The sequence below is a fragment of the uncultured Tenacibaculum sp. genome (genome assembly GCF_947499065.1).
Lineage (GTDB): Bacteria > Bacteroidota > Bacteroidia > Flavobacteriales > Flavobacteriaceae > Polaribacter.
Genome location: NZ_CANMMT010000001.1, coordinates 118,859 through 142,054, shown reverse-complemented (window position 1 = coordinate 142,054; position 23,196 = coordinate 118,859). Strand labels below are relative to the sequence as shown.

The window sequence follows — 23,196 nt, the reverse complement described above, 5'->3', positions numbered from 1 at the left end:
AAATACGACGAATGAAGAAAATTAGAAATTTTTGCATTATTGCACATATTGATCATGGTAAAAGTACACTTGCTGATAGATTATTAGACTATACAGGTTCTGTGTCAGAACGTGAAAAGCAAAATCAGTTACTAGATAATATGGACTTGGAGCGTGAACGTGGAATTACGATTAAATCGCACGCAATTCAAATGGATTATAAATATAATGGAGAAGATTATATTTTAAATTTAATTGATACTCCAGGGCACGTAGATTTTTCTTACGAAGTTTCTCGTTCTATTGCAGCTTGTGAAGGTGCTTTGTTAATTGTAGATGCAGCGCAAAGTATACAAGCACAAACTATTTCTAACTTATACTTAGCGTTAGAAAACGATTTAGAAATAATTCCAGTTTTAAACAAGGTAGATTTACCATCAGCAAATCCTGAAGAGGTTACAGATGATATTGTAGATTTATTAGGTTGTGAGCCAGAAGATGTAATTCATGCAAGTGGTAAAACTGGTTTTGGAGTTGATAATATTTTAGCTGCAATTATTGATAAAATTCCTGCTCCTGAAGGAAATCCAGACGCGCCTTTAAAAGCCTTAATTTTCGATTCAGTATATAACTCTTATAGAGGAATTGAAACTTATTTTAGAGTAATAGATGGTTCTATTAAAAAGAACCAGCGTATAAAGTTCATGGCGACAGGGAAAGAATATGGAGCTGATGAAGTTGGTACTTTAAAGTTAGAGCAAGTTGTTAAGAAAGAAATTAAAACAGGAGATGTTGGGTATTTAATTACTGGTATTAAAACAGCAAAGGAAGTTAAAGTAGGAGATACTATTACTGATTTTGCAAATCCTACTACAGACACTATTGATGGTTTTGAAGATGTAAAGCCAATGGTATTTGCTGGTATTTACCCGGTTGATACAGAGGATTATGAAGAATTAAGAGCTTCAATGGAAAAGCTACAGTTGAATGATGCATCTTTAGTTTTTCAACCTGAAAGTTCAGCAGCTTTAGGATTTGGTTTCCGTTGTGGGTTCTTAGGAATGTTACACATGGAAATTATTCAAGAGCGTTTGGAGCGTGAATTTAACATGACTGTTATAACAACGGTACCTAACGTATCTTATCATGCTTTTACAAAGAAAAATCCTGATGATATTATTATTGTTAATAATCCAACAGATTTACCAGATCCATCGAAATTAGATAGGGTAGAGGAGCCGTTTATTAAAGCTTCTATTATAACAAAATCTGATTTTGTTGGTCAAGTAATGAGCCTTTGTATTGAAAAGCGTGGACAAATTGTAAATCAAACTTATTTAACTCCTCAGCGTGTTGAGTTAATTTTTGATATGCCTTTAGCTGAAATTGTATTTGATTTTTATGATCGTTTGAAAACGGTTTCTAAAGGATATGCTTCTTTTGATTATTCGCCTATTGGAATGCAAAAATCTAAATTAGTACGTGTAGATATGTTATTAAATGGACAAACTGTTGATGCGCTTTCTGCCTTATTACACGATAGTAATGCATATTCTATAGGAAAAAGAATTTGTGAGAAGTTAAAAGAATTAATTCCACGTCAACAATTCGATATTCCAATTCAAGCAGCTATTGGAGCAAAAATTATAGCACGTGAAACAGTGAAAGCACTTCGTAAAGATGTAACTGCTAAATGTTATGGAGGTGATATTTCTCGTAAGCGTAAGTTATTAGAAAAGCAGAAAAAAGGTAAGAAACGTATGCGTCAAGTTGGTAATGTAGAAATTCCACAACAAGCGTTTATGGCAGTATTGAAATTAAACGATTAGATTTGAAAATAAAAAAGCCTCAGTTAAATTAACTGAGGCTTTGTTTTTGTAGTGAGTGTTTTCTTACTTACAAGTTGTACCTTGTGTTTTAGCTGCTTCTATAACATCTTCAAAAGTACTACCTTCTGGAATATCAGAAGTAACAGTTTGAATTCCCTCAACAGTAATTGTCATTGTTCCATCACCATTATTGCAATATTCAGTTTTGATAGGCTTTGTAGTACCTGCTCCTGAATATTCACATGAGATACATTTTTTTTGATTATCATCGTTGTCAGAACAAGCAACAAAAGCTATGGAAGTTAGCATAGCAACAGACAAAATAATTTTTTTCATAGTTTAAAAGTTAATGATTAGGCTGCAAATATATTTTTTTCAATCTATTGTTCCAACCATTTTCTAAAATCGGCAGTAGTTGAAGAACTAGTCATTGGTTTTTCTTTAATACCTTTCATACTAATTAGTAGACGGTTTTTAAAATGATTTTCAATACTTTCGATATAATCTATATTGATAATTTCACTTCTATTGATTTTGAAAAATTTTGCAGGATTTAATTGTTTAAATGTTCCACCCAATGTTTGAGAGATGTTGTGGGATTTTCCATTAAAATCGGTAGCAATGCAGAAATCTCCCGAAGCTTCTATTAAACTAATGTCTATAACATTTAAGAGCTGGATTCCTTTAGTTTTCTTTATAACAAATCGTTTCTTATAAGAATTGTTTTCTTCTTGTAAAGCAGATTTTAAGTTGGTTAAGGTCTCGTGGTTTAATTTGTTATAATCTCCTTGTTTAAATAGTTGTTGATATTTATTGATAGCTTTATTAAAGTCGCTTTTAGAATAAGGTTTTAAAATATAAGCAATTCCATTAGTGTTAAAAGCTTTAAACAAATAATCGTCATGTGCAGAACAAAATATTATAGGAGTGTTGATGTTTAATTCATCAAATAAATCAAAAGAAATACCATCTAATAACTGAATGTCTGATAAGATAAAGTCATAAGTGTTTTCGGTTAAGAGCTTTTTTCCATCTGAATTTGTGCGAGCTACATCATGAGAAAAATTTTCTCCAAAAGAGTCTTTTAAATAGTTTACCAATTTTTGATAAGCAGGTATTTCGTCTTCTAAAATTAAAATATTCATATTGTTAGTTTTCATCACTCAATTTAATGATAGGAATAGATACAATAAATTTATTGGTGTTGTTTCCTATGGCTATTTTTTTATCAGATAATAGCTCATAACGAGTTTGTAAATTCTCTAATCCTGTACCTAAACTTTCCTTGTTTGGAGTATTGGTTTTGGTGTTTTTTACAGTTAACCAACCTTCAGTTATGTTAATGTTTGTTTCTATAGGCTCTTTATTAGCTTTGTTGTGTTTTACTACGTTTTCTAAAAGAGTTTGTAATGCACCAGTAGGAATAAATTTGTTTGATACAGTTACTTTTTTTTCAATATTGAATTTGTAATCATTTCCAAAACGAGTTTCAATTAAGAAAATATAGTTTTCAGCGAATTTCAATTCTTTTGAAAGCTCCATTACTTCAGCATCTTTGGTTTGAATTAGATAGCGATAAATTAACGATAATCTATTAATATATTCTTTTGCTTTTTCTGAATCAGAATCAATTAAACTATCAAGAGTGTTTAGATTATTGAATAAAAAATGTGGTTCTATTTGTGAACGTAATAGTTTTAACTCGTTTTCTTTTTGCTTTTTTTCAATATTAATTAATTCAGTTTTGCCTTGATAAAATTTTTTAGTCAAAAGTACACCAAGTATTAAACCAATGTTATCTAAAAGTCTAAATACTGAATGTAGAAATAAATCTATTCCTTTAGGGAATTTAGACCAATCATTTTCTCCACTCCAAAAACTTGCTACTTTATCTATATATCCTCCTATAAAAAGACTAAGAAGTCCAAAGAATACAAAATGAATATATTTTTGTTTGTGTACTAGATAGTTTGGTATTAACCAATACATAAAAAATAACACAGCAGACAAAGACATTACTATTGAGACAGAAAAATCAACGATATATTCTTTAAGCATATTCCCATCTTTATAGTAATCGATAGAGTTTATAACTATAGTAACAGAATATAGGATAATAATAAGTGTCCAGTCTGATTTATTAAGTTTAGTATCCATAGAAATTTAAGTTAGACATCACAAGTTATGAATTTTGTGATGTCCATATAAAAACAAAAGTATAAGAAATTAATTATTGTCTTGAATTCTATTTTCTTCATCTCTAGAAGAATTACGTTTTGATTTTTTCTTTCCGAATTTAGATCCAAAGCTATATACAAGTCTCAATTGTATGTTTTGACGAGACCCATTACTTTCTACTCTGGCTGTACCATTACCGTAATCGATTTTTCCGTTAAATCCACGGTCTAACATTTTATTAAACCCAAGATTTACTTTTAACTTGTTGTCTAAGAATTTTTTTCCGAAAGAAAAATCTAAACCAGCTAACCAATCAACTTCTATTTGACCTTCTAAAGCTCCAGTTCCATAATTCGCGCTTACCTCAAAGTTTACATCCCAAGGTAGTTTATAATTTGCTTGAGCAAACCAAAATAAGTTCCATTTAGATAAGTTTACATTGTGTATTGCTGAGTTGTAAGAGTTTTTATTAACGATAAATCCTGTATAACCTTCTAAACCTTTAATAAAACTCAAAGGAGCGAATAATCTAAAGTTCCAATTAGTGAAATCTTCAACATTTACTGCCTGTTGTCTAATTTGAGCAGTTGTATTGTTTTGCTTTATTAAGTCGAAAATAACATCGTTTGTTTTACTGTAGCCTACTGTAAAAAACGGTTGTCCATCGTAAGTTAAGTTAAATTGATAATTATTTGTAAAAGCAGGTCTTAAACTTGGATTTCCTTCACCAGCAGAAAAAGGGTCTAAGAAAGTAGCAAATGAATTCAAGCTATTATATGAAGGCCTTCTAATTCGATAGCTATAAGATAAACTAGCTCCAATACTTTCTGTTATTTTTCTACTAACTGATGCGCTAGGAAATAGTTTGCTAATAGGTCTTTTCTTTACTTCGTTTACCATTTGACCGTTTTTTAAAAAAATAGATGTTCCGTCAGTGTTACTATCTTCATAACGTAATCCTCCAGAAAAGGTCCATTTCCCTGCAGTAGCATTAACTTTTGAGTAAATTGCAAATATTTTTTCGTCTACTAAAAACTGACTACTGTTGGTTTGGTCTAAATCAAAACCATTTGAGTTGTTTTCTAAAAATGACTTTAAATCACTATCAGTTTTTACCATAGCATATTTACTTCCTACACTGAATTTAAAATTATCAGAAACAGTTTTACTATAATCTATTTTATAAGTTTTAATAGTATATTTTCCATCTTGTATATATCTTCTGTCTTGAAAAGGAAGCGTACTTCCTGTTATGTCAGATAAAGTATTGGTGTTATCATTTTTATAATCGATGTAATTAAAATCTATAAATAGTTTATCGGTATCAGATTTATATTCATAATATGGGTTAATATTGAAATCTATTCTATCTCTGTCAAAAGTATTTTCTGAAAAAAGGGTATTTGTTGTTGAACTGCTAGAAATAATAGTTTTACTAGTTGCAATTCTGTCGGATTTTCTGTTGTTCCAACGTCCACCAATCCCAAAAGAATGTTTGTCGTTTATGTAATAATCTATGTTACCACTAAAAGTAAGGTTGTTTGGTTTGTAGGGTTCTTTAGTTACTTGGTCATAGGTTTCGTTTTCAACAGTTCTAACTAAAAACAAATCATCTCTCCATGTAGGTTGTGAATGACTAATACTTGTTTGCCAATTTAATTTGTTTTTATAACTAGCTATAGAGGCTCTAGTTCCATATTCAAAACCTTCGTCTTCACCAATCCATCCAGTTAAACTTCCATGGGTACCTAAACGAACATTTTTCTTTAAAATAATATTTATGATGGCTCCAGAACCAGAAGCATCATATTCGGCACCGGGCTGTTCTACTACTTCAACTTTAGCAATATTATCAGCAGGAAAATCACGAAGTAAACTCTGAACATCCATGTATTCGGTAGTTTTTCCGTTAATTAGAATTCTTACACCGCTTTTTCCAGCTATTGTAATTCCATTGTTTGTAACTAATACCCCAGGAACTTTACGCATTACATCTTGTAAGTTAGAATTAACCATTTCGGTTTTTTCTAAATCAACTACCAATTTTTCAGCAGTTTGTTTTATTACAGGTCTTTTAGATTTTACAACAACTTCATTTAAAGTTTGACTTTCTTCTTGCAAAGTAAAGTTGAAAGTTTTATTAGCTGATAGCTGAAATTCCGCTACTTTTTCACTTTTAAATCCTAAAGTAGTAACAGTTATTCGGTACTTTCCTTTTTCTATGTTTTTTATAGAATAATTTCCATCTTCACCTGAAATAGTCCCTTTAGGTTGTCCAGGATTATCTACATTATATAGTATAACATTAATATAGGGTAATGGGTTTTTCTGATTATCAACAATTTTTCCACTTATGCTATATTGAGCATGAGCAGTGATTATTGTAATTAATACGAATAAAATAGTGGTAATAGCTTTCATATCTTTTTTATTTAACACTTCAAAAGTGTATTCTTATTGAAAATTAAAAAATAGAAATCTGATAAAACGGGTTAAATTTCCGATGAATAGATTTTTATTTCCTATAACCTTAAAGACGCAATTAGATAAAAAAAGGTTTTCTGAAGTCATAAAAAAAGCTTCGAAATATATTCGAAGCTTTGGATGTTTTAATAAGTCTAATTTTTGTTAATCTCTGTTGCCTAATATTCTTAGTGCCCAGTATAATAGCATAGCCAAAGACCCCAAAGCGGCTACTAAATAAGTTCTAGCAGCCCATTTTAAAGCATCTTTAGATCCTGCTAATTCTTCTCTTGTTACCATATGTTTATTTTCTAACCATGCTAAGGCTCTATTACTAGCGTCATATTCAACAGGTAAAGTGATGAAGCTAAATAAAGTACCTAAAGCCATAAATATTAAACCACCTACAGCTATCAATTGTCCAATACCTGGCTGACCAGCACCAGCACCTAATAAAATACCACCTACAATCATCCAATGAGAAAATCGAGATGAAATGCTAACTATTGGTACTAGTTTTGAACGCATTTGTAACCATTGATATGCTTGAGCATGTTGTACAGCATGGCCAACTTCGTGTGCAGCAACAGCAGCAGCAGCAGCATTTCTTTGATTATATACAGCCTCACTTAAATTAACAGTTCTGTTTACTGGATTATAATGATCGGTAAGTCTACCTGGAGTAGAAATTACTCTTACGTTAGAAATTCCATGATCAGCTAACATTTTCTCAGCAATTTCAGCACCACTCATCCCGTTTCTTAAGTGTACTCGAGAATATTTTTTGAACTTTCTTTGTAGCGTATTACTTACTAGCCAACTAAATAATGTAATAACACCAATTATTGCATAAAAACCTATCATAATATAGTATTGTTTAAAATTTTTGTGTCATTTTTGTTTGATAAATTTACAACATAAATTATTCCATTTTAGAATTTAATAATATAAGATGTCAAAATGACAAATAAGCCTAAAATTTTAATTGTATATACAGGGGGAACTATTGGAATGGTTAAAGATTATAAAACAGGAGCTCTAAAAGCTTTTGATTTTAGTCAAATTTCAAGTAAGATTCCAGAATTACAACAATTACATTGCGATATTTCTACTATATCTTTTGAAGAGCCTATTGATTCTTCAAACATGAATGTGAATTATTATATAAATATAGCTGAAATTATTTCTGATAACTATGATAAGTTTGATGGATTTGTGATATTAACAGGGTCCGATACGATGTCGTACACATCATCAGCTATTAGTTTTATGTTTGAAAATTTACAAAAGCCTGTAATTTTTACTGGGTCGCAATTACCTATAGGTGATTTACGAACAGATGCAAAAGAAAACTTAATTACATCTATACAGGTGGCTTCTACTTTTGAAAATAACATGCCTGTAATACAGGAAGTAGGGTTGTATTTTGAATATAAATTGTATAGAGCAAATAGAACAACAAAAATTAATGCAGAACAATTTGAAGCATTTGCATCTATGAATTATCCCCCTTTAGCAGAAAGTGGAGTTCATTTAAATTTTAATTATCCTCTCTTACTAAAACCTAATAAGAAAGAAGAGAAATTGGTTTTTAGAAAGAAGCTAGACAATAATGTTGCTATTTTAAAGTTATTTCCAGGTATTACAGAGTCAGTTGTAAACAGTTTTATAGATATACCTAATTTAAAAGGGATTATTTTAGAAACATATGGATCTGGTAATGCACCAACAGAAAAATGGTTTGTAAACTTACTAGAAAAAGCTGTTGATAAAGGCATTTATATTGTAAACGTAACCCAATGTGCTGGGGGAAGCATTATTATGGGGCATTATGAGACAAGTTCAGAGTTAAAACGTATAGGAATTGTAGACGGAAAAGACATTACAACCGAAACGGCGGTTGCAAAAATGATGTATTTACTAGGTGAAAAGTTGTCAAAAGACGAATTTAAGCACTATTTCGAAACTTCATTAAGAGGAGAAATTGATTAATTTGTAAATAAATCGTTAAATTTACCGTTATAACTGCTTGAAATAGTAGTTAAAAGAATAAAAATGAGCCGTAAGTATATAAATACTACTGTTTTTTTTTAATGTCCCAACAATTTTTTGTTACTTGGCACTCTGAAAAAATAAAAAAGTGTAATAAGTACAAGAAAAGAATTACTTATTGATAAAAAAATAAGTAGTTCACAGTAAAATTTGTATTTTTAAACCGTTAACTATTTAAAATTAATTATAACAAAATGAAAAAAGTAGTAAATATCCTAACTATTACAGGATTTATGTTTTTAGGAGCTATTCAGTCAACTTATGCTCAGGCAGCTGATGCTGAAAAAACTTTTCACCAAGAGTTAAAGCAACGTTTTATTGAAGGAGATCCTAAATTTATGGGGATTGTATTGGTAGCTTTAATATTAGGTTTAGCTATTGCAATTGAAAGAATCATTTACTTAAACATGGCTACAACTAATACTAAAAAATTAGTAGCTAGTGTTGATGATGCTTTAAGTTCAGGAGGTATAGAAGCTGCAAAAGAAGTTTGTAGAAATACAAAAGGACCTGTTGCATCTATCTTTTATCAAGGATTAGAAAGAGCAGACGAAGGTTTAGAAGCTGCTGAGAAAGCTGTAGTTGGATATGGTGGAGTTCAAATGGGATTATTAGAGAAAAACGTTTCTTGGTTATCTTTATTTATCGCATTAGCGCCAATGTTAGGATTCATGGGAACTGTAATTGGTATGATTGAAGCATTTGATAAGATTGCTGTAGCAAACGATATTTCTCCAGCGGTAGTAGCAGGTGGTATTAAGATTGCACTTTTAACAACAGTATTTGGTCTTGTTGTAGCAATTATATTACAGATTTTTTACAACTATATCGTATCTAAAATTGATAGTATCGTAAACAACATGGAAGATGCTTCAATTTCTTTAATCGACTTATTAGCTAAGTATAAAAAATAATAAATCATATGAATAGTAAAGTATTAACATTACTTATAGCTGCGATATCAATTATTGGTGCAGGGCTATTTGTAAACGTTGTTAGAATAGATAAGGAAGACGTCGAGGCGCTTTCTGGTGCTGTTGGACCGTTGGTTAGTTATTCAACTTGGTTATTAATAGGAGTAGTTGTAGTGGCTATAGTTGCTTCTTTATGGGGAATGTTTAAAAACCCTGCAGCATTAAAGAAAACATTATTAGGACTAGTAGCTTTAGGAGTACTTTTTGCAATTTCTTACTTTATGTCTTCAGATGCACAAGTTATAGGTGCAGATGGTGGTGTATTAGCAGCGCAAGGAGGAACTTCTAAATGGGTAGGAACAGGAATTAGCTTTAGCATGATTTTAGGAGTTATCGCTGGAGGCTTTTTTGTAGTGGATTTATTAAAAGGAATCGTTAAATCATAAAAAATTATGGCAAGAAGAGAAAGCCCAGAAATTAATGCAGGTTCGATGGCAGATATTGCATTCTTGCTACTAATCTTTTTCCTTGTAACAACAACAATGGATGTGGATTCAGGTATCCCTAAAAAGTTAGCTGAAAAAACGGATGTTGAACCGCCAATTGTAAAGCAAAAAAATATTTTTCAAGTTAGTATTAACAGAAATAACCAATTACTTGTAGAGGATGAGGCTATGGAGTTAAAAGACTTAAAAGATGCTGCTATTAAATTTATAGACAATGGTGGAGGTACTGGTAATCCAATGCCTGGGAAAGATGCAGGAGCACCTTGTAACTACTGTAATGGAGCTAAAGATCCAACATCTTCAGATCACCCTAATAAGGCTATTATTTCTGTAGAGAGTGATAGAGGTACTGAATATGGGATTTATGTAGCTGTACAAAACGAGTTATTAAAAGCTTATTCTGAATTACGTAATAAATTATGCCAACAAAAATATGGTATGAGTTTTACAGAATTAGATAAAGCTTTTAAAGCGAGTGCAAGAAAAGATGAGTCATTAAGAAAGAAGGTTGAAGATATAAAAAGTAGTTATCCACAGATTATATCTGATAGTGAACCAACTAATGTTCAATAATAATAAAACAATATAAGTATGTCTAAGTTTAAAAAGAAGAAAAAAGAGATGCCAGCAGTGAATACTTCTTCACTTCCTGATATTGTTTTCATGTTATTATTCTTTTTTATGGTAACAACTGTAATGAGAGAAACAGATTTATCTATTGAAGCACCTCGTTTACCAAGCGCAAGTGAAGTTAAAAAGCTTGAACGTAAAAGTTTGGTAAGTACAATTTACGTAGGTAAGGCAAAAGATGCTAAGTATGGAACTAGTTATAACAGAATTCAGTTAAATGATAAAATCGCTACACCTGATGACGTACCAGCTTTCATTTTCTTAGAAAGAGGTAATGTATCAGAAGCTGAAGTTCCTTTTATGACAACTTCTATTAAGGCAGATAAAGAATCGAGTGTTGGTACTTTAGCTGATATTCGTGAGAAATTAAGAGATGTTAATGCTCTTAAATTAAGTTTATCTACTCACAAAGCAAGTGAAATTCAAAAGTAATTACTTTTAAATAAATTAAAAAAGAGCAATCCTATGGTTGCTCTTTTTTTATACCAAAAAACTATATTTAGCGTTAGATAATTATGAAAAACTATATTCAAATATTTTTTGTACTATTTTTAACTATCACTGCTTATTCTCAAAAGGATTCTTTACAAGTTGGAGATAAGTATTGGGAAGATCAGTTGTATATTGATGTAACATATAATGTGTTAAATAAACAGCCATTAGAAGTAGCTAAAAGTGGTTTTTCTTTTGGTTTTTCTGGAGGTTATATAAAAGATATTCCCCTTGTTAAAAGTGGACAAATAGCTATTGGAGTAGGTTTAGGATATGCTTTTGATTCTTTTAATCATAGTTTGAATATTTCTGAAACTGATAGGAATGTGTTTGAAGTTAACAATACAATAACAGCTAATAAATTAAAAACACATGCTGTTGAAATGCCTATTCAGTTTAGATGGAGAACTTCAACGGCTAAAACTTATTCTTTTTGGAGAGTTTATACAGGTGTTAAACTAAGTTATAATTTTAGTAATGTTTTTCGTTATAATAATGCAGCTGGTACTACTGTAAGTTTTTCAAACATTTCTCAGTTCAATAAATTTCAAGCAGGTTTAATATTATCAGCTGGATATGGTACTTTTAACTTTCATGCCTATTATGGCTTAACATCTATGTTTAAAAATGCTGTATTAAACGGAAATCCAATAAATACTAAGGTAATTAAGTTTGGATTGAGTTTTTACCTGTTATAAAATATAGAAAGCTAAAAAAGGGCTAATTAAGCCAATAAAAAAACCAATATACACTTCCCTGCTAGTATGAGCCTTTAAATGCAATCTTGAGGCTGCTAATATCCCAGAAAGTAAAATAAAAACTATAATTAAAGGTAGGATATTGATACTATGTATTTGTTGGAATAATAAAAAATAACCGGTTGCTGCTCCCATTGATAATAAATGTAAGCTGCTTTTTATTTTTGATATAAAGAGTAAATAAATTACAATTAATCCTAATACAACACCAAAAAATAAATAAGATAAATCCCTTATAATACTTATTTCAGCAAAGAACTTACCAACCATAAACAATAATGTCATCATAAAAAATATTGGAATTCGTCGTTCTTTAATTCCATGTACTTGAAATGATTTTATATAGTTTATACGTTTTAAAAAAACTAATAAAAGAAGTGGGATAATATAAGTAGCAATAAAAACAATTCCCAATATGGTATATTGTTGTCGCGAACTTAAATTAATTGGGGTTAAGATAAAATAAAGAATAATCCCAATCGTAGGCATTACAATTGGGTGAAGAATGGTTGATATGAATTTATGCCAACGTTCCATTATATTTCTTTACGTAATCTAGCTACTGGAATATCTAACTGTTCTCTATATTTAGCTACAGTTCTTCTAGCAATAGGGTATCCTTTTTCTTTCAAAAGTTTTGATAATTTCTCATCAGTTAGAGGTTTCCTTTTTTCTTCCTCATTGATAACAGTTTCTAAAATCTTTTTAATTTCCCTGGTTGAAACATCTTCTCCTTGATCATTTTTCATTGATTCAGAGAAGAAATCTTTAATTAATTTAGTTCCATAAGGCGTAGAAACATATTTACTATTAGCAACTCGCGATACTGTTGATACATCCATTTGAATTTCATCAGCAATGTCCTTTAAAATCATCGGTTTTAACTTACGTTCATCACCAGTTAAGAAATACTCTTCTTGGCGATGCATAATAGCATTCATAGTAACTAAAAGTGTTTGTTGACGTTGTTTTATAGCATCAATAAACCATTTAGCAGCATCTAATTTTTGTTTTATAAATAATACAGCGTCTTTCTGAGCTTTGCTTTTCTCTTTAGATTTACTGTATCCTTTTAACATATTGTTGTATTCTCTAGAAACATGTAATTCAGGAGCATTTCGAGAATTTAAAGTAAGTTCTAAATTACCGTCAATAATGCGTATAGAGAAATCTGGAACAATTTGTTCTGCTATTTTATTATTACCAGCATAAGAACTTCCAGGTTTTGGATTTAATTTACTTATTTCAGCAATTACTTCTTTTAATTGTTCCTCATCGATGTCAAATTTTTCGAGAAGCTTTTTGTAATGCTTCTTTACAAAATGATCAAAAGCATTTTCGAGAATATTTATCGCTAATGAAATACTTTTCTTTTCTGGTTTAGATTTAAGTTGAATAATTAAACATTCTTTCAAATCTAAAGCGCCAACACCAATAGGGTCTAATCGTTGAACTACAGTTTTTAAAACAGTTGTTACTTTTTCTTCGGTAGTAAATACGTTTTGAGTAAAAGCTAAATCATCTACTAAATCAATAATATCCCTACGGATATAACCACTATCGTCAATACTTCCAACTAAAAATTCAGCAATAGCACGTTCCTCATCGTCAATTCTAAAAGTGTTTAATTGATTTTTTAAGGATTGATGAAAGGTAGTTCCAGCTGCATAAGGAACTTGTTTCTCATCATCATCAGATGAATAGTTATTTGCTTGAGTTTTATAGCTAGGAAATTCATCGTCACTTAAATACTCATCGATATTAATATCGTCTGTTTCAATTTTTTCGTTTCCAGTATCATCATAGTCAGAATCATTAGATAAAGTATCTTCAAAACTCTCAGGTTCTTCTTTACCAGTATCTAAAGCTGGATTTTCTTCTATTTCTTGTTTTAAACGTTCTTCAAATGCTTGCGTAGGCAATTGAATTAGTTTCATCAACTGAATTTGTTGAGGAGATAATTTTTGTAATAATTTATGATGTAAACCTTGTTTTAGCATATTTACAAATATAAGAAAAGGCTTAAAAAAAAATCGCCATTCTATAAGGAATGACGATTGTGTTTATAAGTTTTATGATTTTTTTAAAACTCTGCGTTTTGAGGTGTTCTAGGAAATGGTATAACATCTCTAATATTACTCATACCTGTAGTAAATAATACTAAACGTTCAAATCCTAAACCAAAACCTGAATGCACAGCTGTACCAAATTTACGAGTATCTAAATACCACCATAATTCCTCTTCTGGAATATCTAAAGCAGCCATTTTCTCTTTTAATACATCTAAACGCTCCTCACGCTGTGATCCTCCAACCATTTCTCCAATACCAGGGAATAAAACATCCATAGCACGTACAGTTTTTCCATCTTCATTTAAACGCATATAGAATGCTTTAATATCTGCAGGGTAATCAAATAAGATTACTGGACATTTAAAGTGTTTTTCAACTAAATAACGCTCGTGCTCCGATTGTAAATCAACACCCCATTCGTTCACAGGGAATTGGAATTTTTTCTTTTTATTAGGCTTAGAGTTACGTAATATATCTATGGCTTCTGTATAAGAAACACGTTTAAAGTTATTATCTACAACGAAGTTTAACTTTTCAATTAAAGTCATTTCACTACGTTGCGCTTGAGGCTTAGATTTCTCCTCTTGAGTTAAACGGCTATCTAAAAAGGCTAAATCATCTTTACAGTTATCTAATACATATTTTAAAACTGACTTGATAAAATCTTCAGATAGGTCCATGTTAGCATCTAAATCATTGAATGCAACCTCAGGTTCAATCATCCAAAATTCAGCTAAGTGACGTGTTGTATTAGAATTTTCAGCTCTAAATGTAGGTCCAAAAGTGTATACCTTACCTAATGCCATTGCATAAGTCTCAGCTTCTAATTGACCAGATACTGTTAAGTTTGTTTCCTTACCAAAAAAATCTTGAGTATAATCTACATTACCATCTTCATTTAATGGAGCTTTGTTAGCTTCGAAGTTTGTAACATGAAACATTTCACCAGCACCTTCAGCATCAGATCCAGTAATAATTGGTGTATTTACATAGTTAAAACCATTTTCTTGGAAATATTTGTGAACAGCAAAAGATAAAGCTGAACGTACTCTCATAACAGCACTAAATGTATTTGTTCTAATGCGTAAATGTGCATTTTCACGTAAAAACTCAAGGCTATGTCTTTTTGGTTGAATTGGATATTCATCAGGATTAGAATCACCTAAGATTTCTAAATCTGTTACTTGAATTTCAACTTTTTGTCCTTTTCCTTGACTTTCTTCTAAGGTACCTGTAATGCTAACTGCAGCGCCAGTATTTATTCTTTTTAAAAGTTCTTCATTTGTATTTTCAAAATCGACAACACATTGAATATTATTAATAGTAGAACCATCATTTAGAGCAATAAAACGATTGCTTCTAAAAGTTCTAACCCATCCTTTTACATGTACTTCTTGTAAAAATTTTTCAGAATGTAATAATTCTTTAACGCTACTTCTTTTCATCTTTTAAAAATTGAAGAGCAAAGATACTTTTTTACAAAGAATTGAGCAATGTTGATCTATAAAATGCGAGTAAACTTTTATTTGTCTTCTTTTGGAGGCAAAATTTTAAAGTTAGTTTCTTTTAAAACCTTTTTATTCGCAATCTTTTTCTCAAAAGAAAGTAATAGAGAAGGTAGTAATAATAAGTTTGATACCATTGCTAATAAAAGAGTAACAGAGACAAGACCTCCTAAGGCAATTGTTCCTCCAAAACTAGAAACTGTAAAAACTAAGAAACCGAAAAATAATACTATTGAAGTATAAAACATACTAACTCCTGTTTCGCGGAGAGCAGCATACACCGCTGGCTTTATTTTCCAGTTGTTAGCTAGTAATTCTTGACGATATTTAGCTAAAAAGTGAATTGTATCGTCAACTGAAATACCAAAAGCAATACTAAATACTAAAATTGTTGAAGGTTTAATAGGGATACTAAAGAATCCCATTAATCCAGCAGTAATTAATAAAGGAAGTATATTTGGTATTAATGATATAAATATCATTTTGTAAGAACGGAACATCCATGCCATAAAGATTGAAATCAATAATATGGCTAATGATAAAGAAATAACTAGGTTTTTAATTAAATAGTTAGTTCCTTTTAAAAATACCAATGCTTTACCAGTCATAGAAACGTTAAACTTTTCGTCTGGAAACTGCTTCTTTATAACAGCTTGTAAACGATCCTGAATAATGTCCATTTTATCTGTACCAATATCTTTCATAAAAGTAGTGATACGTGCATAACGACCAGTTTCGTCTACAAAGTTTTTCAACATACCAGCGTTACTATTTGAGTTTTTAGTATAAGCAAAAATGTGTGCTTTTTCCTGACTCGTTGGTAGTTGATAATATTTTGGATTTCCTTTATAATATGCTTGCTTAGAATATTTAACTAAGTTAGTTACTGAAATAGGTTTTGATAACTCAGGGAAAGTTTCAATAGTTTCATTTAACTTTTCCATCTTTTTCAAAGTAGAAAGTTTCATAACACCTTTTTCTCTTTTGGTGTCTATTAAAATTTCTAAAGGCATAATACCTCCAAATTCGCTTTCAAAAAATTTGATGTCCTTATAAAACTGCATACCTTTTGGCATGTCTTCAATTAAACTACCAGAAACTCGGATTTGAAATAATCCTATCATACTTAATATGATAACGATTACTGTAGTAATATAAATTGCAATTCTTTGTTGCTTTACCATGCGTTCCATCCAAGAAACTACATTCCCCATCCATCTTTTTTCTAAATGGTTTAAATGCTTTTTCTCTGGAAGAGGCATAAAACTGTATAAGATTGGAATAATTAATAAAGCAAGTATGAAAATACTGATAATATTAACCGATGCTAGAATACCAAATTCTCTTAATAATTGACTCTTAACAAAAACAAAGGTTGCAAAACCAGAAGCCGTTGTTATGTTTGTCATTAAGGTAGCATTACCAATTTTTGAAATTACACGTTGTAAAGACTTTGCTTGATTACCGTGTTTTTTTATTTCTTGCTGGTATTTGTTAATTAAAAATACCGCATTTGGTACACCAATTACAATAATTAATGGAGGAATTAATGCAGAAAGTACCGTAATTTCATATCTGAATAAACCAATAAATCCAAATGCCCATACTACACCAATACCTACTACTAATAGGGTTATGAACGTTGCTCTAAACGAACGGAAAAAGAAAAAGAATATAATAGCGGTAATTAGTAGTGCACCAACTACAAATATTCCCATTTCATTAATAATGTTTTGGGAATTTACTGTACGTATATAAGGCATTCCAGAAACACGAACATCTATGTTATTATCTTTCTCAAATTTGTCTATAGTAGGAATTAAAATTTCAGCGATAAAATCTCTCCTAGCTGGAGTATTTACAATGTCTTTATTAATATAAATAGCAGTTTGTAAAGTACCTTGATCGTTGTATAATAAATTATCGTAAAAAGGAAGTTTTTCAAATAATTGTTTCTTTATTTTATTAACTTCTTCATCAGTTGAAGGAACTTTGTCAAATAAAGGTTCTAAAACAAATTTTCTTTTTTTTCTATCTGCTTTTAGTTGTTTTACATCAGCTATTGAAACAGTAAAATCAACTTGTTTTACACTATCTAAACTCTTTACAAGTTTATTCCAAGCGTTAAACTTTTTAGGGGTAAAAATTGTTGAATCTTTTACACCTAGGATAACTAAATTTCCTTCCTCACCAAAAATTTCTAAAAACTTGTCGTATTGAATGTTTGCTTCGTGATCTTTAGGAAGCAAATTTGCCTCAGTATATGAAAAACGCATATACTTCATCTGAGTGACTAAAAGTCCCGTAATAACAGCTATAGTAATTAAAACCAAGTATCGGTTTCGTAGTAAAAATCCTGCGATTTTAGTCCAAAAAGTCATTCAAAAAAATTTTAGCAAAGTTAGGGTAAATGAAACAATTAAACGAAAAAAAAGAGTGTCTTAAAAACACTCTTTTTTATAATGTTTATAAAGAGACCTAAACAGTCATAATTTCTTTTTCTTTTACAGAATATTTTTCATCAATATTTTTAACAAAACTATCTGTTAAATCCTGAACGCTTGCTTCTGCATTTTTCTTCATATCATCAGAAGCTTCAGTTTTCTTGATTTCATTGTTAGCGTCTTTACGAGCATTACGAACACCAACTTTAGCATGTTCTGCCTCAGCCTTTGCTTGTTTTGCAAGATCTTTACGACGCTCTTCAGTTAATGGAGGAACGCTAATAATAATGTTATCACCATTATTCATAGGGTTAAAGCCTAAGTTTGCAATCATAATAGCTTTTTCTATTTCTTGCAACATGTTTTTTTCCCATGGTTGAATAGTGATTGTTCTCGCATCAGGAGTACTAACATTAGCAACTTGTCCTAAAGGAGTAGCAGAACCATAATAGTCAACTTGTACGTTAGCTAACATCGATGGAGAAGCTTTACCAGCTCTAATACTACGTAGTTCTTTTATTAAGTGCTCAATAGCATTATTCATTGCCTCTTTGGCCGAATCTAAAATAAAATCAATTTCTTCGTTCATTTTGTTCGTATTTATTGACCTCTGTTTTTGAAAGAGGTTATTTCGGTTTATTCGTTATCAACTATTGTTCCAATTTGTTCACCAGAAACTAACTTTAATAAGTTACCGTTAGTATTCATATCAAAAACAATAATTGGTAATTTGTTCTCTTCACTTAAAGTAAAGGCTGTCATATCCATTACTTTTAAGCCTTTTTCAATAACATCTTTAAAAGATATATTGTTGTATTTTATTGCGTCTTTATCTTTTTCTGGGTCGGTATTGTAAATACCATCAACTCTAGTTCCTTTTAAGATAGCATCTGCATTAATTTCAATAGCTCTTAAAACAGCAGCAGTATCTGTTGTAAAATAAGGATTTCCAGTTCCTCCTCCAAAAATAACAACACGACCTTTTTCTAAATGACGATTTGCACGTCTTTTAATGTATGGTTCTGCTATTTCTTTAATTTCGATAGCTGTTTGTAATCTTGTTTGAATACCCTCGTCTTCTAAAGCACTTTGTAGTGCTAAACCATTAATGCAGGTTGCAAGCATCCCCATATGATCTCCTTGTACACGATCCATACCGTTAAGCTCACCAGCAACACCTCTAAAAATATTACCACCACCAATAACAATGGCAACTTGAATGTTTCTGTCTACTACTTGTTTAATTTCTTGAGCGTATTCTTTAAGTCTTTTTGGGTCAATACCATATTGACGTTCTCCCATTAAAGCTTCTCCGCTTAATTTTAAAAGGATTCTTTTATATTGCATAGTCTTGTTGAAAGTTGTGCAAAACTACGTATTTTTTTTGAGTTTGTTTTTTTATAAAATAAAAAACCATCCAAAAAATGGATGGTTTTATATAAAATTTCTGTTGAGAATTATCCTAAAGTAACTCTTACGAAGTTTTTAACTTCTACATCACCAAAAGAAGCAACGTATTCAGCAACAGTTTTCTTTTCGTCTTTGATAAACTTTTGATCTAATAAACATTGTTCTTGATCTAAAGTTGTGTTATCAGAAATAAATCTTTCCATTTTACCTGGTAAGATTTTATCCCAGATTTGCTCTGGTTTACCTTCAGCTTTTAATTGCTCTTTAGCAGCTTCTTCAGCATTAGCTAAAGCTTCATCAGTTAATTGTAATCTAGATACGAATTGAGGTACGTTCTTTAAAGTTTTACCTAAACGAACTAATTCTTCGTTATCTTTTACAATAGCAGCAATTCTTGCTTCAGTTTCAGACTGAACATATGCAGGATCAAAATCTTTGTAAGATAATGAAGTAGCTCCCATTGAAGCAGCTTGCATAGCTAAATCTTTAGTTAAAACAGCAGAGTTTTCAACTGGTGCAGTTAAACCAACCATTGCAGCAATCTTACCAACGTGAGTATAAGCTCCTACGAATGGTGCTTCAATTCTTTCGAATGAAGTGATATCAATCTTCTCACCGATAACTCCAGTTTGCTCGATTAACTTTTCAGCAACAGTAATTCCACCGAAGTCAGCAGCTAAAAATTCTTCTTTAGTTTTTGTGTTAAAAGCAATATCAACAAATTGAGAAGCTAAATCTTTGAAAGAATCATTTTTAGCAACGAAATCTGTTTCACATGCTAATACAATAGCAACACCGTAAGTGTTGTCATCACTAATTTTAGTAATTGCTACACCTTCAGTAGACTCTCTATCTGCTCTTTTAGCAGCGATCTTTTGTCCTTTTTTACGTAAAATTTCAATTGCTTTATCGAAATCACCACCAGCTTCTACTAATGCATTTTTACAATCCATCATACCAGCTCCGGTACTTTCTCTTAATTTTTTTACGTCTGCAGCGCTAATTTTTACTGACATCTCTATTGTTATTTTTTAGTTGTAAATATTTTATTGTACAAAGTTGTAAAAATTTAAAGGTTCCAATGTAATGAAACCTTTAAATTTAAATTATTTTGCTTCTTCTTTAACCTCAGTTGAAGTTGTTTCTTCTTTAGCTGGGGCTTTTTCAGCTTTTGCTTTTTCTTTATCAGCTTTTCTTTCTGATAAACCTTCAGCGATAGCATCAGTTACATATGATAAAACTTTATCAATAGACTTAGAAGCATCATCATTTGCAGGGATTACGTAATCTACTGGTCTTGGATCAGAGTTCGTATCAACCATTGCAAAGATTGGAATGTTTAATTTTTGTGCTTCAGCAACTGCAATGTGCTCTTTCTTTACATCAATTACAAATAAAGCAGCAGGTAAACGAGTCATATCAGAAATAGATCCTAAGTTCTTTTCTAATTTAGCTCTCTGACGGTTGATTTGTAATTTTTCTCTTTTAGATAATGCATCAAAAGAACCATCTTGCTTCATTCTATCAATAGTAGCCATTTTCTTAATAGCTTTACGGATAGTAACAAAGTTAGTTAACATACCACCTGGCCAACGCTCAGTAATGTAAGGCATGTTTACGTTTGTTGCACGATCTGCAACGATATCTTTAGCTTGCTTCTTAGTAGCAACGAATAAGATTTTACGTCCAGAATTAGCTATTTTTTGTAAAGCATTTGCTGCTTCCTCAATTTTAGCTGATGTTTTATACAAATCGATGATGTGAACACCATTACGTTCTGTATAAATGTATGGAGCCATGTTTGGGTTCCATTTTCTTGTTAAGTGACCAAAGTGAACGCCACTTTCTAATAATTCTTGAATGTTTGCCATTTTAATAAATGTGTTTACGTTCTGTTTTCGCAATATTTCAGTAGTTTATAAAGTCTGAAATATTTAGATACTAAACTGTTTGTTATAAATTGTTTTATAAATAACAGCTCTGATAAACGATTAACGTTTAGAGAACTGGAATTTCTTACGTGCTTTCTTCTGACCGAATTTCTTACGCTCAACCATTCTTGGATCACGAGTTAATAATCCTTCTGGTTTTAAGATTGCTTTGTGCTCTTCGTTGATAGCTACTAATGCTCTAGTAATTGCTAAACGGATAGCTTCTGCTTGACCAGTAACACCTCCACCATAAACATTTACTTTAATATCATAAGACTCTAAGTTGTCTGTTAACATTAAAGGCTGCTTTACTTTATATTGTAAAGTAGGAGTTGTTAAATAGTTATTTAAATCTTTTTTGTTAACAGTGATGTTTCCACTTCCTTGAGAAACGTAAACACGTGCAACAGCTGTTTTTCTTCTACCTATTTTGTGAACAGTTTCCATTATTTAAGATCGTTAAGGTTAATAGCTTTTGGGTTTTGAGCGTCTTGTTTGTGCTCTGTACCTGCGTAAACATATAAATTTCTGAATAACGCACTACCTAATTTGTTTTTAGGTAACATTCCTTTTACTGCTTTTTCGATTAATCTTGTAGGATCTTTTTCGAACATTTCTGTAGCAGTTAATGATCTTTGACCTCCTGGATATCCTGTGTGACGGATGTAAGACTTGTCAGTCCACTTTTTTCCAGTTAAGTTAATTTTTTCTGCGTTGATAATAACCACGTTATCTCCACAATCTACGTGAGGAGTATAGTTTGGTTTGTATTTACCTCTAATTAGCATTGCTACTTTAGAAGCTAGACGACCCAACGTTTGCCCGTCCGCATCAACTAAAACCCACTCTTTGTTAACAGTGTTTTTGTTAGCCGATACTGTTTTGTAACTTAATGTGTTCATAATTACACGATTAGTTTTTGTTTATTAATATATAATTTAATCCTTAAAAAAGGTGTGCAAATGTACGATTAATTATTTGATTGACAAATAGTAGGTTAGTTTAATTTTTGGATATAAAAAAAACGTGCAAATTGCACGTTTTTTATTTTATATAAATAGAACTTTTAAATTACTCTGCTTTTTGTTCTAGTAATTCAAAAAATTGGTTCAATCTTGGTAAGATAATAATCTTAGTTCTTCTGTTTTTTGCTCTGTTGGCAGGAGTGTCATTTGCTACTAATGGAGCAAAACTTCCTCTACCTGCAGCAATTAATCTACTAGAAGCTACTTTGTATTTGTCTTGTAATTCACGAACAATTGAAGTTGCACGTAAAACACTTAATCCCCAGTTGTCTTTTAGAGAAGATCCAGAAGCAACAGGTGTGTTGTCTGTATGCCCTTCAATCATTACATCCATTTCTGGTTGTCCGTTTACAACTGTAGCTACTTTTTCTAAAACTTTTGAAGCTTTGTCTGATACTGTATAGCTTCCGCTTTTGAATAATAACTTATCAGAAATAGAAATGAAAACAACTGTTTTTTCAACATTTACTTCGATATCTTGATCATCAATACCTTGTTGTAATTCTTTCTTTAAATGAAATGCTACAACTAAGTTTAATGAATCTTTTTTAGAAGCAGCTGCTCTAATTCTGTTTATGTATTTGTCCTTTTTACTTAATTGAGTTAGTGTTTCTTTGATGTTGTCAGTTGCTCCTTTAGTTAAAACAGTTAGATTTTCAACTTGTTGTAATGTGTTTTGTTTGTCTTTTTTCAAGTCACTAACTGTAGCTTCTAAGTTTGAAACCTTATCTTGGAAACCTTCTTTTTCAACTAAACATTTTGTTAAGTTAGCTTTTACAGCTAATAATTCTTCTTTTGTTTTTTCGTGCTTTGTTTTCAAAGCATCTAATTCTTTTGTTGAAGCACAAGATGCTAATAAAAGAGTTGCGGTAAGAAATAAAAATATTTTCTTCATGTTATTCTGATTTTTCAGATGTAATGTTACATATAATGATAAAGCAAATTTAAAAAAATGATGATACAAAAAAGAGAATTAACAATCTTTTATGAAGTAAGAATGAATTATTT

At 30.8% G+C, this 23,196-nt stretch carries 23 protein-coding genes; 7 read left to right on the top strand and 16 right to left on the bottom strand.

What is annotated here, in order from left to right; genetic code table 11:
* The first annotated feature begins 11 nt into the window (after positions 1-11).
* Entirely contained in the window at positions 12-1,808 is a 1,797-nt protein-coding gene (lepA, locus tag Q0958_RS00670; protein WP_299118384.1) for a translation elongation factor 4, read from the top strand.
* 63 nt (positions 1,809-1,871) lie between these two features.
* Here lepA and Q0958_RS00665 read toward each other — a convergent pair whose 3' ends face one another.
* The 5 genes from Q0958_RS00665 to Q0958_RS00645 form a co-directional block, all read right to left on the bottom strand.
* Complete coding sequence (locus Q0958_RS00665) at positions 1,872-2,144, bottom strand: hypothetical protein (protein WP_299118382.1); 273 nt, start codon at positions 2,142-2,144, stop codon at positions 1,872-1,874.
* Positions 2,145-2,188: 44 nt separating this feature from the next.
* Positions 2,189-2,953 (bottom strand): LytTR family DNA-binding domain-containing protein, encoded by a 765-nt coding sequence (locus Q0958_RS00660; RefSeq protein WP_299118380.1) that lies wholly within the window; start codon positions 2,951-2,953, stop codon positions 2,189-2,191.
* A gap of 4 nt (positions 2,954-2,957) precedes the next feature.
* Complete coding sequence (locus Q0958_RS00655; RefSeq protein WP_299118378.1) at positions 2,958-3,965, bottom strand: histidine kinase; 1,008 nt, start codon at positions 3,963-3,965, stop codon at positions 2,958-2,960.
* A 69-nt stretch (positions 3,966-4,034) separates the two neighbouring features.
* Positions 4,035-6,407, bottom strand: coding sequence for a TonB-dependent receptor (locus tag Q0958_RS00650; RefSeq protein ID WP_299118377.1), 2,373 nt, complete (start codon positions 6,405-6,407; stop codon positions 4,035-4,037).
* A gap of 207 nt (positions 6,408-6,614) precedes the next feature.
* Positions 6,615-7,313: a zinc metallopeptidase gene (locus Q0958_RS00645; protein WP_299118375.1), complete on the bottom strand. Its 699-nt coding sequence runs from the start codon at positions 7,311-7,313 to the stop codon at positions 6,615-6,617.
* A 96-nt stretch (positions 7,314-7,409) separates the two neighbouring features.
* On the opposite strand from Q0958_RS00645, the gene Q0958_RS00640 reads away from it, so the two are divergent.
* The 6 genes from Q0958_RS00640 to Q0958_RS00615 all read left to right on the top strand — a co-directional run bounded on the left by Q0958_RS00640 (position 7,410) and on the right by Q0958_RS00615 (position 11,741).
* A complete protein-coding gene (locus Q0958_RS00640) occupies positions 7,410-8,441 on the top strand; it encodes an asparaginase (protein ID WP_299118374.1) in 1,032 nt (343 codons plus the stop codon).
* Positions 8,442-8,695: 254 nt separating this feature from the next.
* Positions 8,696-9,415 (top strand): MotA/TolQ/ExbB proton channel family protein, encoded by a 720-nt coding sequence (locus tag Q0958_RS00635; RefSeq protein ID WP_150899885.1) that lies wholly within the window; start codon positions 8,696-8,698, stop codon positions 9,413-9,415.
* Positions 9,416-9,423: 8 nt separating this feature from the next.
* On the top strand, positions 9,424-9,861 hold the full coding sequence (locus Q0958_RS00630; protein ID WP_299118371.1) for a hypothetical protein: 438 nt from the start codon (positions 9,424-9,426) through the stop codon (positions 9,859-9,861).
* A gap of 6 nt (positions 9,862-9,867) precedes the next feature.
* Complete coding sequence (locus tag Q0958_RS00625; protein ID WP_299118369.1) at positions 9,868-10,494, top strand: biopolymer transporter ExbD; 627 nt, start codon at positions 9,868-9,870, stop codon at positions 10,492-10,494.
* A gap of 18 nt (positions 10,495-10,512) precedes the next feature.
* Entirely contained in the window at positions 10,513-10,983 is a 471-nt protein-coding gene (locus Q0958_RS00620) for a biopolymer transporter ExbD (protein ID WP_299118367.1), read from the top strand.
* Positions 10,984-11,066: 83 nt separating this feature from the next.
* Positions 11,067-11,741, top strand: coding sequence for a porin family protein (locus tag Q0958_RS00615; RefSeq protein WP_299118365.1), 675 nt, complete (start codon positions 11,067-11,069; stop codon positions 11,739-11,741).
* Here Q0958_RS00615 and Q0958_RS00610 read toward each other — a convergent pair.
* The 11 genes from Q0958_RS00610 to Q0958_RS00560 all read right to left on the bottom strand — a co-directional run bounded on the left by Q0958_RS00610 (position 11,736) and on the right by Q0958_RS00560 (position 23,083).
* Positions 11,736-12,338: a hypothetical protein gene (locus Q0958_RS00610; RefSeq protein ID WP_299118363.1), complete on the bottom strand. Its 603-nt coding sequence runs from the start codon at positions 12,336-12,338 to the stop codon at positions 11,736-11,738. The two genes, Q0958_RS00615 and Q0958_RS00610, sit on opposite strands and share 6 nt — an antisense overlap.
* Entirely contained in the window at positions 12,338-13,801 is a 1,464-nt protein-coding gene (gene rpoN, locus Q0958_RS00605) for an RNA polymerase factor sigma-54 (protein WP_299118362.1), read from the bottom strand. The genes Q0958_RS00610 and rpoN overlap by 1 nt, the downstream gene beginning before the upstream one ends.
* Before the next feature lie 83 nt (positions 13,802-13,884).
* Entirely contained in the window at positions 13,885-15,318 is a 1,434-nt protein-coding gene (asnS, locus tag Q0958_RS00600) for an asparagine--tRNA ligase (RefSeq protein ID WP_299118361.1), read from the bottom strand.
* A 77-nt stretch (positions 15,319-15,395) separates the two neighbouring features.
* The gene (locus Q0958_RS00595; protein ID WP_299118360.1) at positions 15,396-17,759 is read right to left on the bottom strand and encodes an efflux RND transporter permease subunit; all 2,364 of its coding nucleotides are present in this window, start codon (positions 17,757-17,759) and stop codon (positions 15,396-15,398) included.
* A gap of 97 nt (positions 17,760-17,856) precedes the next feature.
* Positions 17,857-18,411 carry a ribosome recycling factor gene (gene frr / locus Q0958_RS00590; RefSeq protein ID WP_299118358.1) on the bottom strand — a complete coding sequence of 185 codons (555 nt, stop codon included), beginning with the start codon at positions 18,409-18,411 and terminating at the stop codon, positions 17,857-17,859.
* 47 nt (positions 18,412-18,458) lie between these two features.
* Positions 18,459-19,169, bottom strand: a complete 711-nt coding sequence (gene pyrH, locus Q0958_RS00585; protein ID WP_299118357.1) for a UMP kinase — start codon at positions 19,167-19,169, stop codon at positions 18,459-18,461.
* A 110-nt stretch (positions 19,170-19,279) separates the two neighbouring features.
* The gene (tsf, locus tag Q0958_RS00580) at positions 19,280-20,248 is read right to left on the bottom strand and encodes a translation elongation factor Ts (RefSeq protein WP_299118356.1); all 969 of its coding nucleotides are present in this window, start codon (positions 20,246-20,248) and stop codon (positions 19,280-19,282) included.
* Between the two features lie 90 nt (positions 20,249-20,338).
* Positions 20,339-21,103 carry a 30S ribosomal protein S2 gene (gene rpsB / locus Q0958_RS00575; RefSeq protein WP_150899896.1) on the bottom strand — a complete coding sequence of 255 codons (765 nt, stop codon included), beginning with the start codon at positions 21,101-21,103 and terminating at the stop codon, positions 20,339-20,341.
* Between the two features lie 120 nt (positions 21,104-21,223).
* Positions 21,224-21,610, bottom strand: a complete 387-nt coding sequence (gene rpsI / locus Q0958_RS00570; RefSeq protein WP_150899897.1) for a 30S ribosomal protein S9 — start codon at positions 21,608-21,610, stop codon at positions 21,224-21,226.
* Positions 21,610-22,065: a 50S ribosomal protein L13 gene (gene rplM / locus Q0958_RS00565; RefSeq protein ID WP_150899898.1), complete on the bottom strand. Its 456-nt coding sequence runs from the start codon at positions 22,063-22,065 to the stop codon at positions 21,610-21,612. The genes rpsI and rplM overlap by 1 nt, the downstream gene beginning before the upstream one ends.
* A gap of 169 nt (positions 22,066-22,234) precedes the next feature.
* Positions 22,235-23,083, bottom strand: coding sequence for a flagellar motor protein MotB (locus Q0958_RS00560; protein WP_299118355.1), 849 nt, complete (start codon positions 23,081-23,083; stop codon positions 22,235-22,237).
* Between the last annotated feature and the right edge of the window lie 113 nt (positions 23,084-23,196).

What these genes read in the sequence shown, in the direction of transcription:
- Q0958_RS00650 (WP_299118377.1), bottom strand. Translation starts at nt 6,407, where the DNA reads ATGAAAGCTATTACCACTATTTTATTCGTATTAATTACAATAATCACT.
- lepA (WP_299118384.1), top strand. Translation starts at nt 12, where the DNA reads ATGAAGAAAATTAGAAATTTTTGCATTATTGCACATATTGATCATGGT.
- Q0958_RS00560 (WP_299118355.1), bottom strand. Translation starts at nt 23,083, where the DNA reads ATGAAGAAAATATTTTTATTTCTTACCGCAACTCTTTTATTAGCATCT.
- Q0958_RS00660 (WP_299118380.1), bottom strand. Translation starts at nt 2,953, where the DNA reads ATGAATATTTTAATTTTAGAAGACGAAATACCTGCTTATCAAAAATTG.
- Q0958_RS00615 (WP_299118365.1), top strand. Translation starts at nt 11,067, where the DNA reads ATGAAAAACTATATTCAAATATTTTTTGTACTATTTTTAACTATCACT.
- Q0958_RS00635 (WP_150899885.1), top strand. Translation starts at nt 8,696, where the DNA reads ATGAAAAAAGTAGTAAATATCCTAACTATTACAGGATTTATGTTTTTA.
- Q0958_RS00630 (WP_299118371.1), top strand. Translation starts at nt 9,424, where the DNA reads ATGAATAGTAAAGTATTAACATTACTTATAGCTGCGATATCAATTATT.
- Q0958_RS00625 (WP_299118369.1), top strand. Translation starts at nt 9,868, where the DNA reads ATGGCAAGAAGAGAAAGCCCAGAAATTAATGCAGGTTCGATGGCAGAT.
- frr (WP_299118358.1), bottom strand. Translation starts at nt 18,411, where the DNA reads ATGAACGAAGAAATTGATTTTATTTTAGATTCGGCCAAAGAGGCAATG.
- Q0958_RS00620 (WP_299118367.1), top strand. Translation starts at nt 10,513, where the DNA reads ATGTCTAAGTTTAAAAAGAAGAAAAAAGAGATGCCAGCAGTGAATACT.
- Q0958_RS00645 (WP_299118375.1), bottom strand. Translation starts at nt 7,313, where the DNA reads ATGATAGGTTTTTATGCAATAATTGGTGTTATTACATTATTTAGTTGG.
- rpsI (WP_150899897.1), bottom strand. Translation starts at nt 21,610, where the DNA reads ATGGAAACTGTTCACAAAATAGGTAGAAGAAAAACAGCTGTTGCACGT.
- rplM (WP_150899898.1), bottom strand. Translation starts at nt 22,065, where the DNA reads ATGAACACATTAAGTTACAAAACAGTATCGGCTAACAAAAACACTGTT.
- rpsB (WP_150899896.1), bottom strand. Translation starts at nt 21,103, where the DNA reads ATGGCAAACATTCAAGAATTATTAGAAAGTGGCGTTCACTTTGGTCAC.
- Q0958_RS00640 (WP_299118374.1), top strand. Translation starts at nt 7,410, where the DNA reads ATGACAAATAAGCCTAAAATTTTAATTGTATATACAGGGGGAACTATT.
- Q0958_RS00665 (WP_299118382.1), bottom strand. Translation starts at nt 2,144, where the DNA reads ATGAAAAAAATTATTTTGTCTGTTGCTATGCTAACTTCCATAGCTTTT.
- Q0958_RS00655 (WP_299118378.1), bottom strand. Translation starts at nt 3,965, where the DNA reads ATGGATACTAAACTTAATAAATCAGACTGGACACTTATTATTATCCTA.
- Q0958_RS00610 (WP_299118363.1), bottom strand. Translation starts at nt 12,338, where the DNA reads ATGGAACGTTGGCATAAATTCATATCAACCATTCTTCACCCAATTGTA.
- asnS (WP_299118361.1), bottom strand. Translation starts at nt 15,318, where the DNA reads ATGAAAAGAAGTAGCGTTAAAGAATTATTACATTCTGAAAAATTTTTA.
- rpoN (WP_299118362.1), bottom strand. Translation starts at nt 13,801, where the DNA reads ATGCTAAAACAAGGTTTACATCATAAATTATTACAAAAATTATCTCCT.
- Q0958_RS00595 (WP_299118360.1), bottom strand. Translation starts at nt 17,759, where the DNA reads ATGACTTTTTGGACTAAAATCGCAGGATTTTTACTACGAAACCGATAC.
- tsf (WP_299118356.1), bottom strand. Translation starts at nt 20,248, where the DNA reads ATGTCAGTAAAAATTAGCGCTGCAGACGTAAAAAAATTAAGAGAAAGT.
- pyrH (WP_299118357.1), bottom strand. Translation starts at nt 19,169, where the DNA reads ATGCAATATAAAAGAATCCTTTTAAAATTAAGCGGAGAAGCTTTAATG.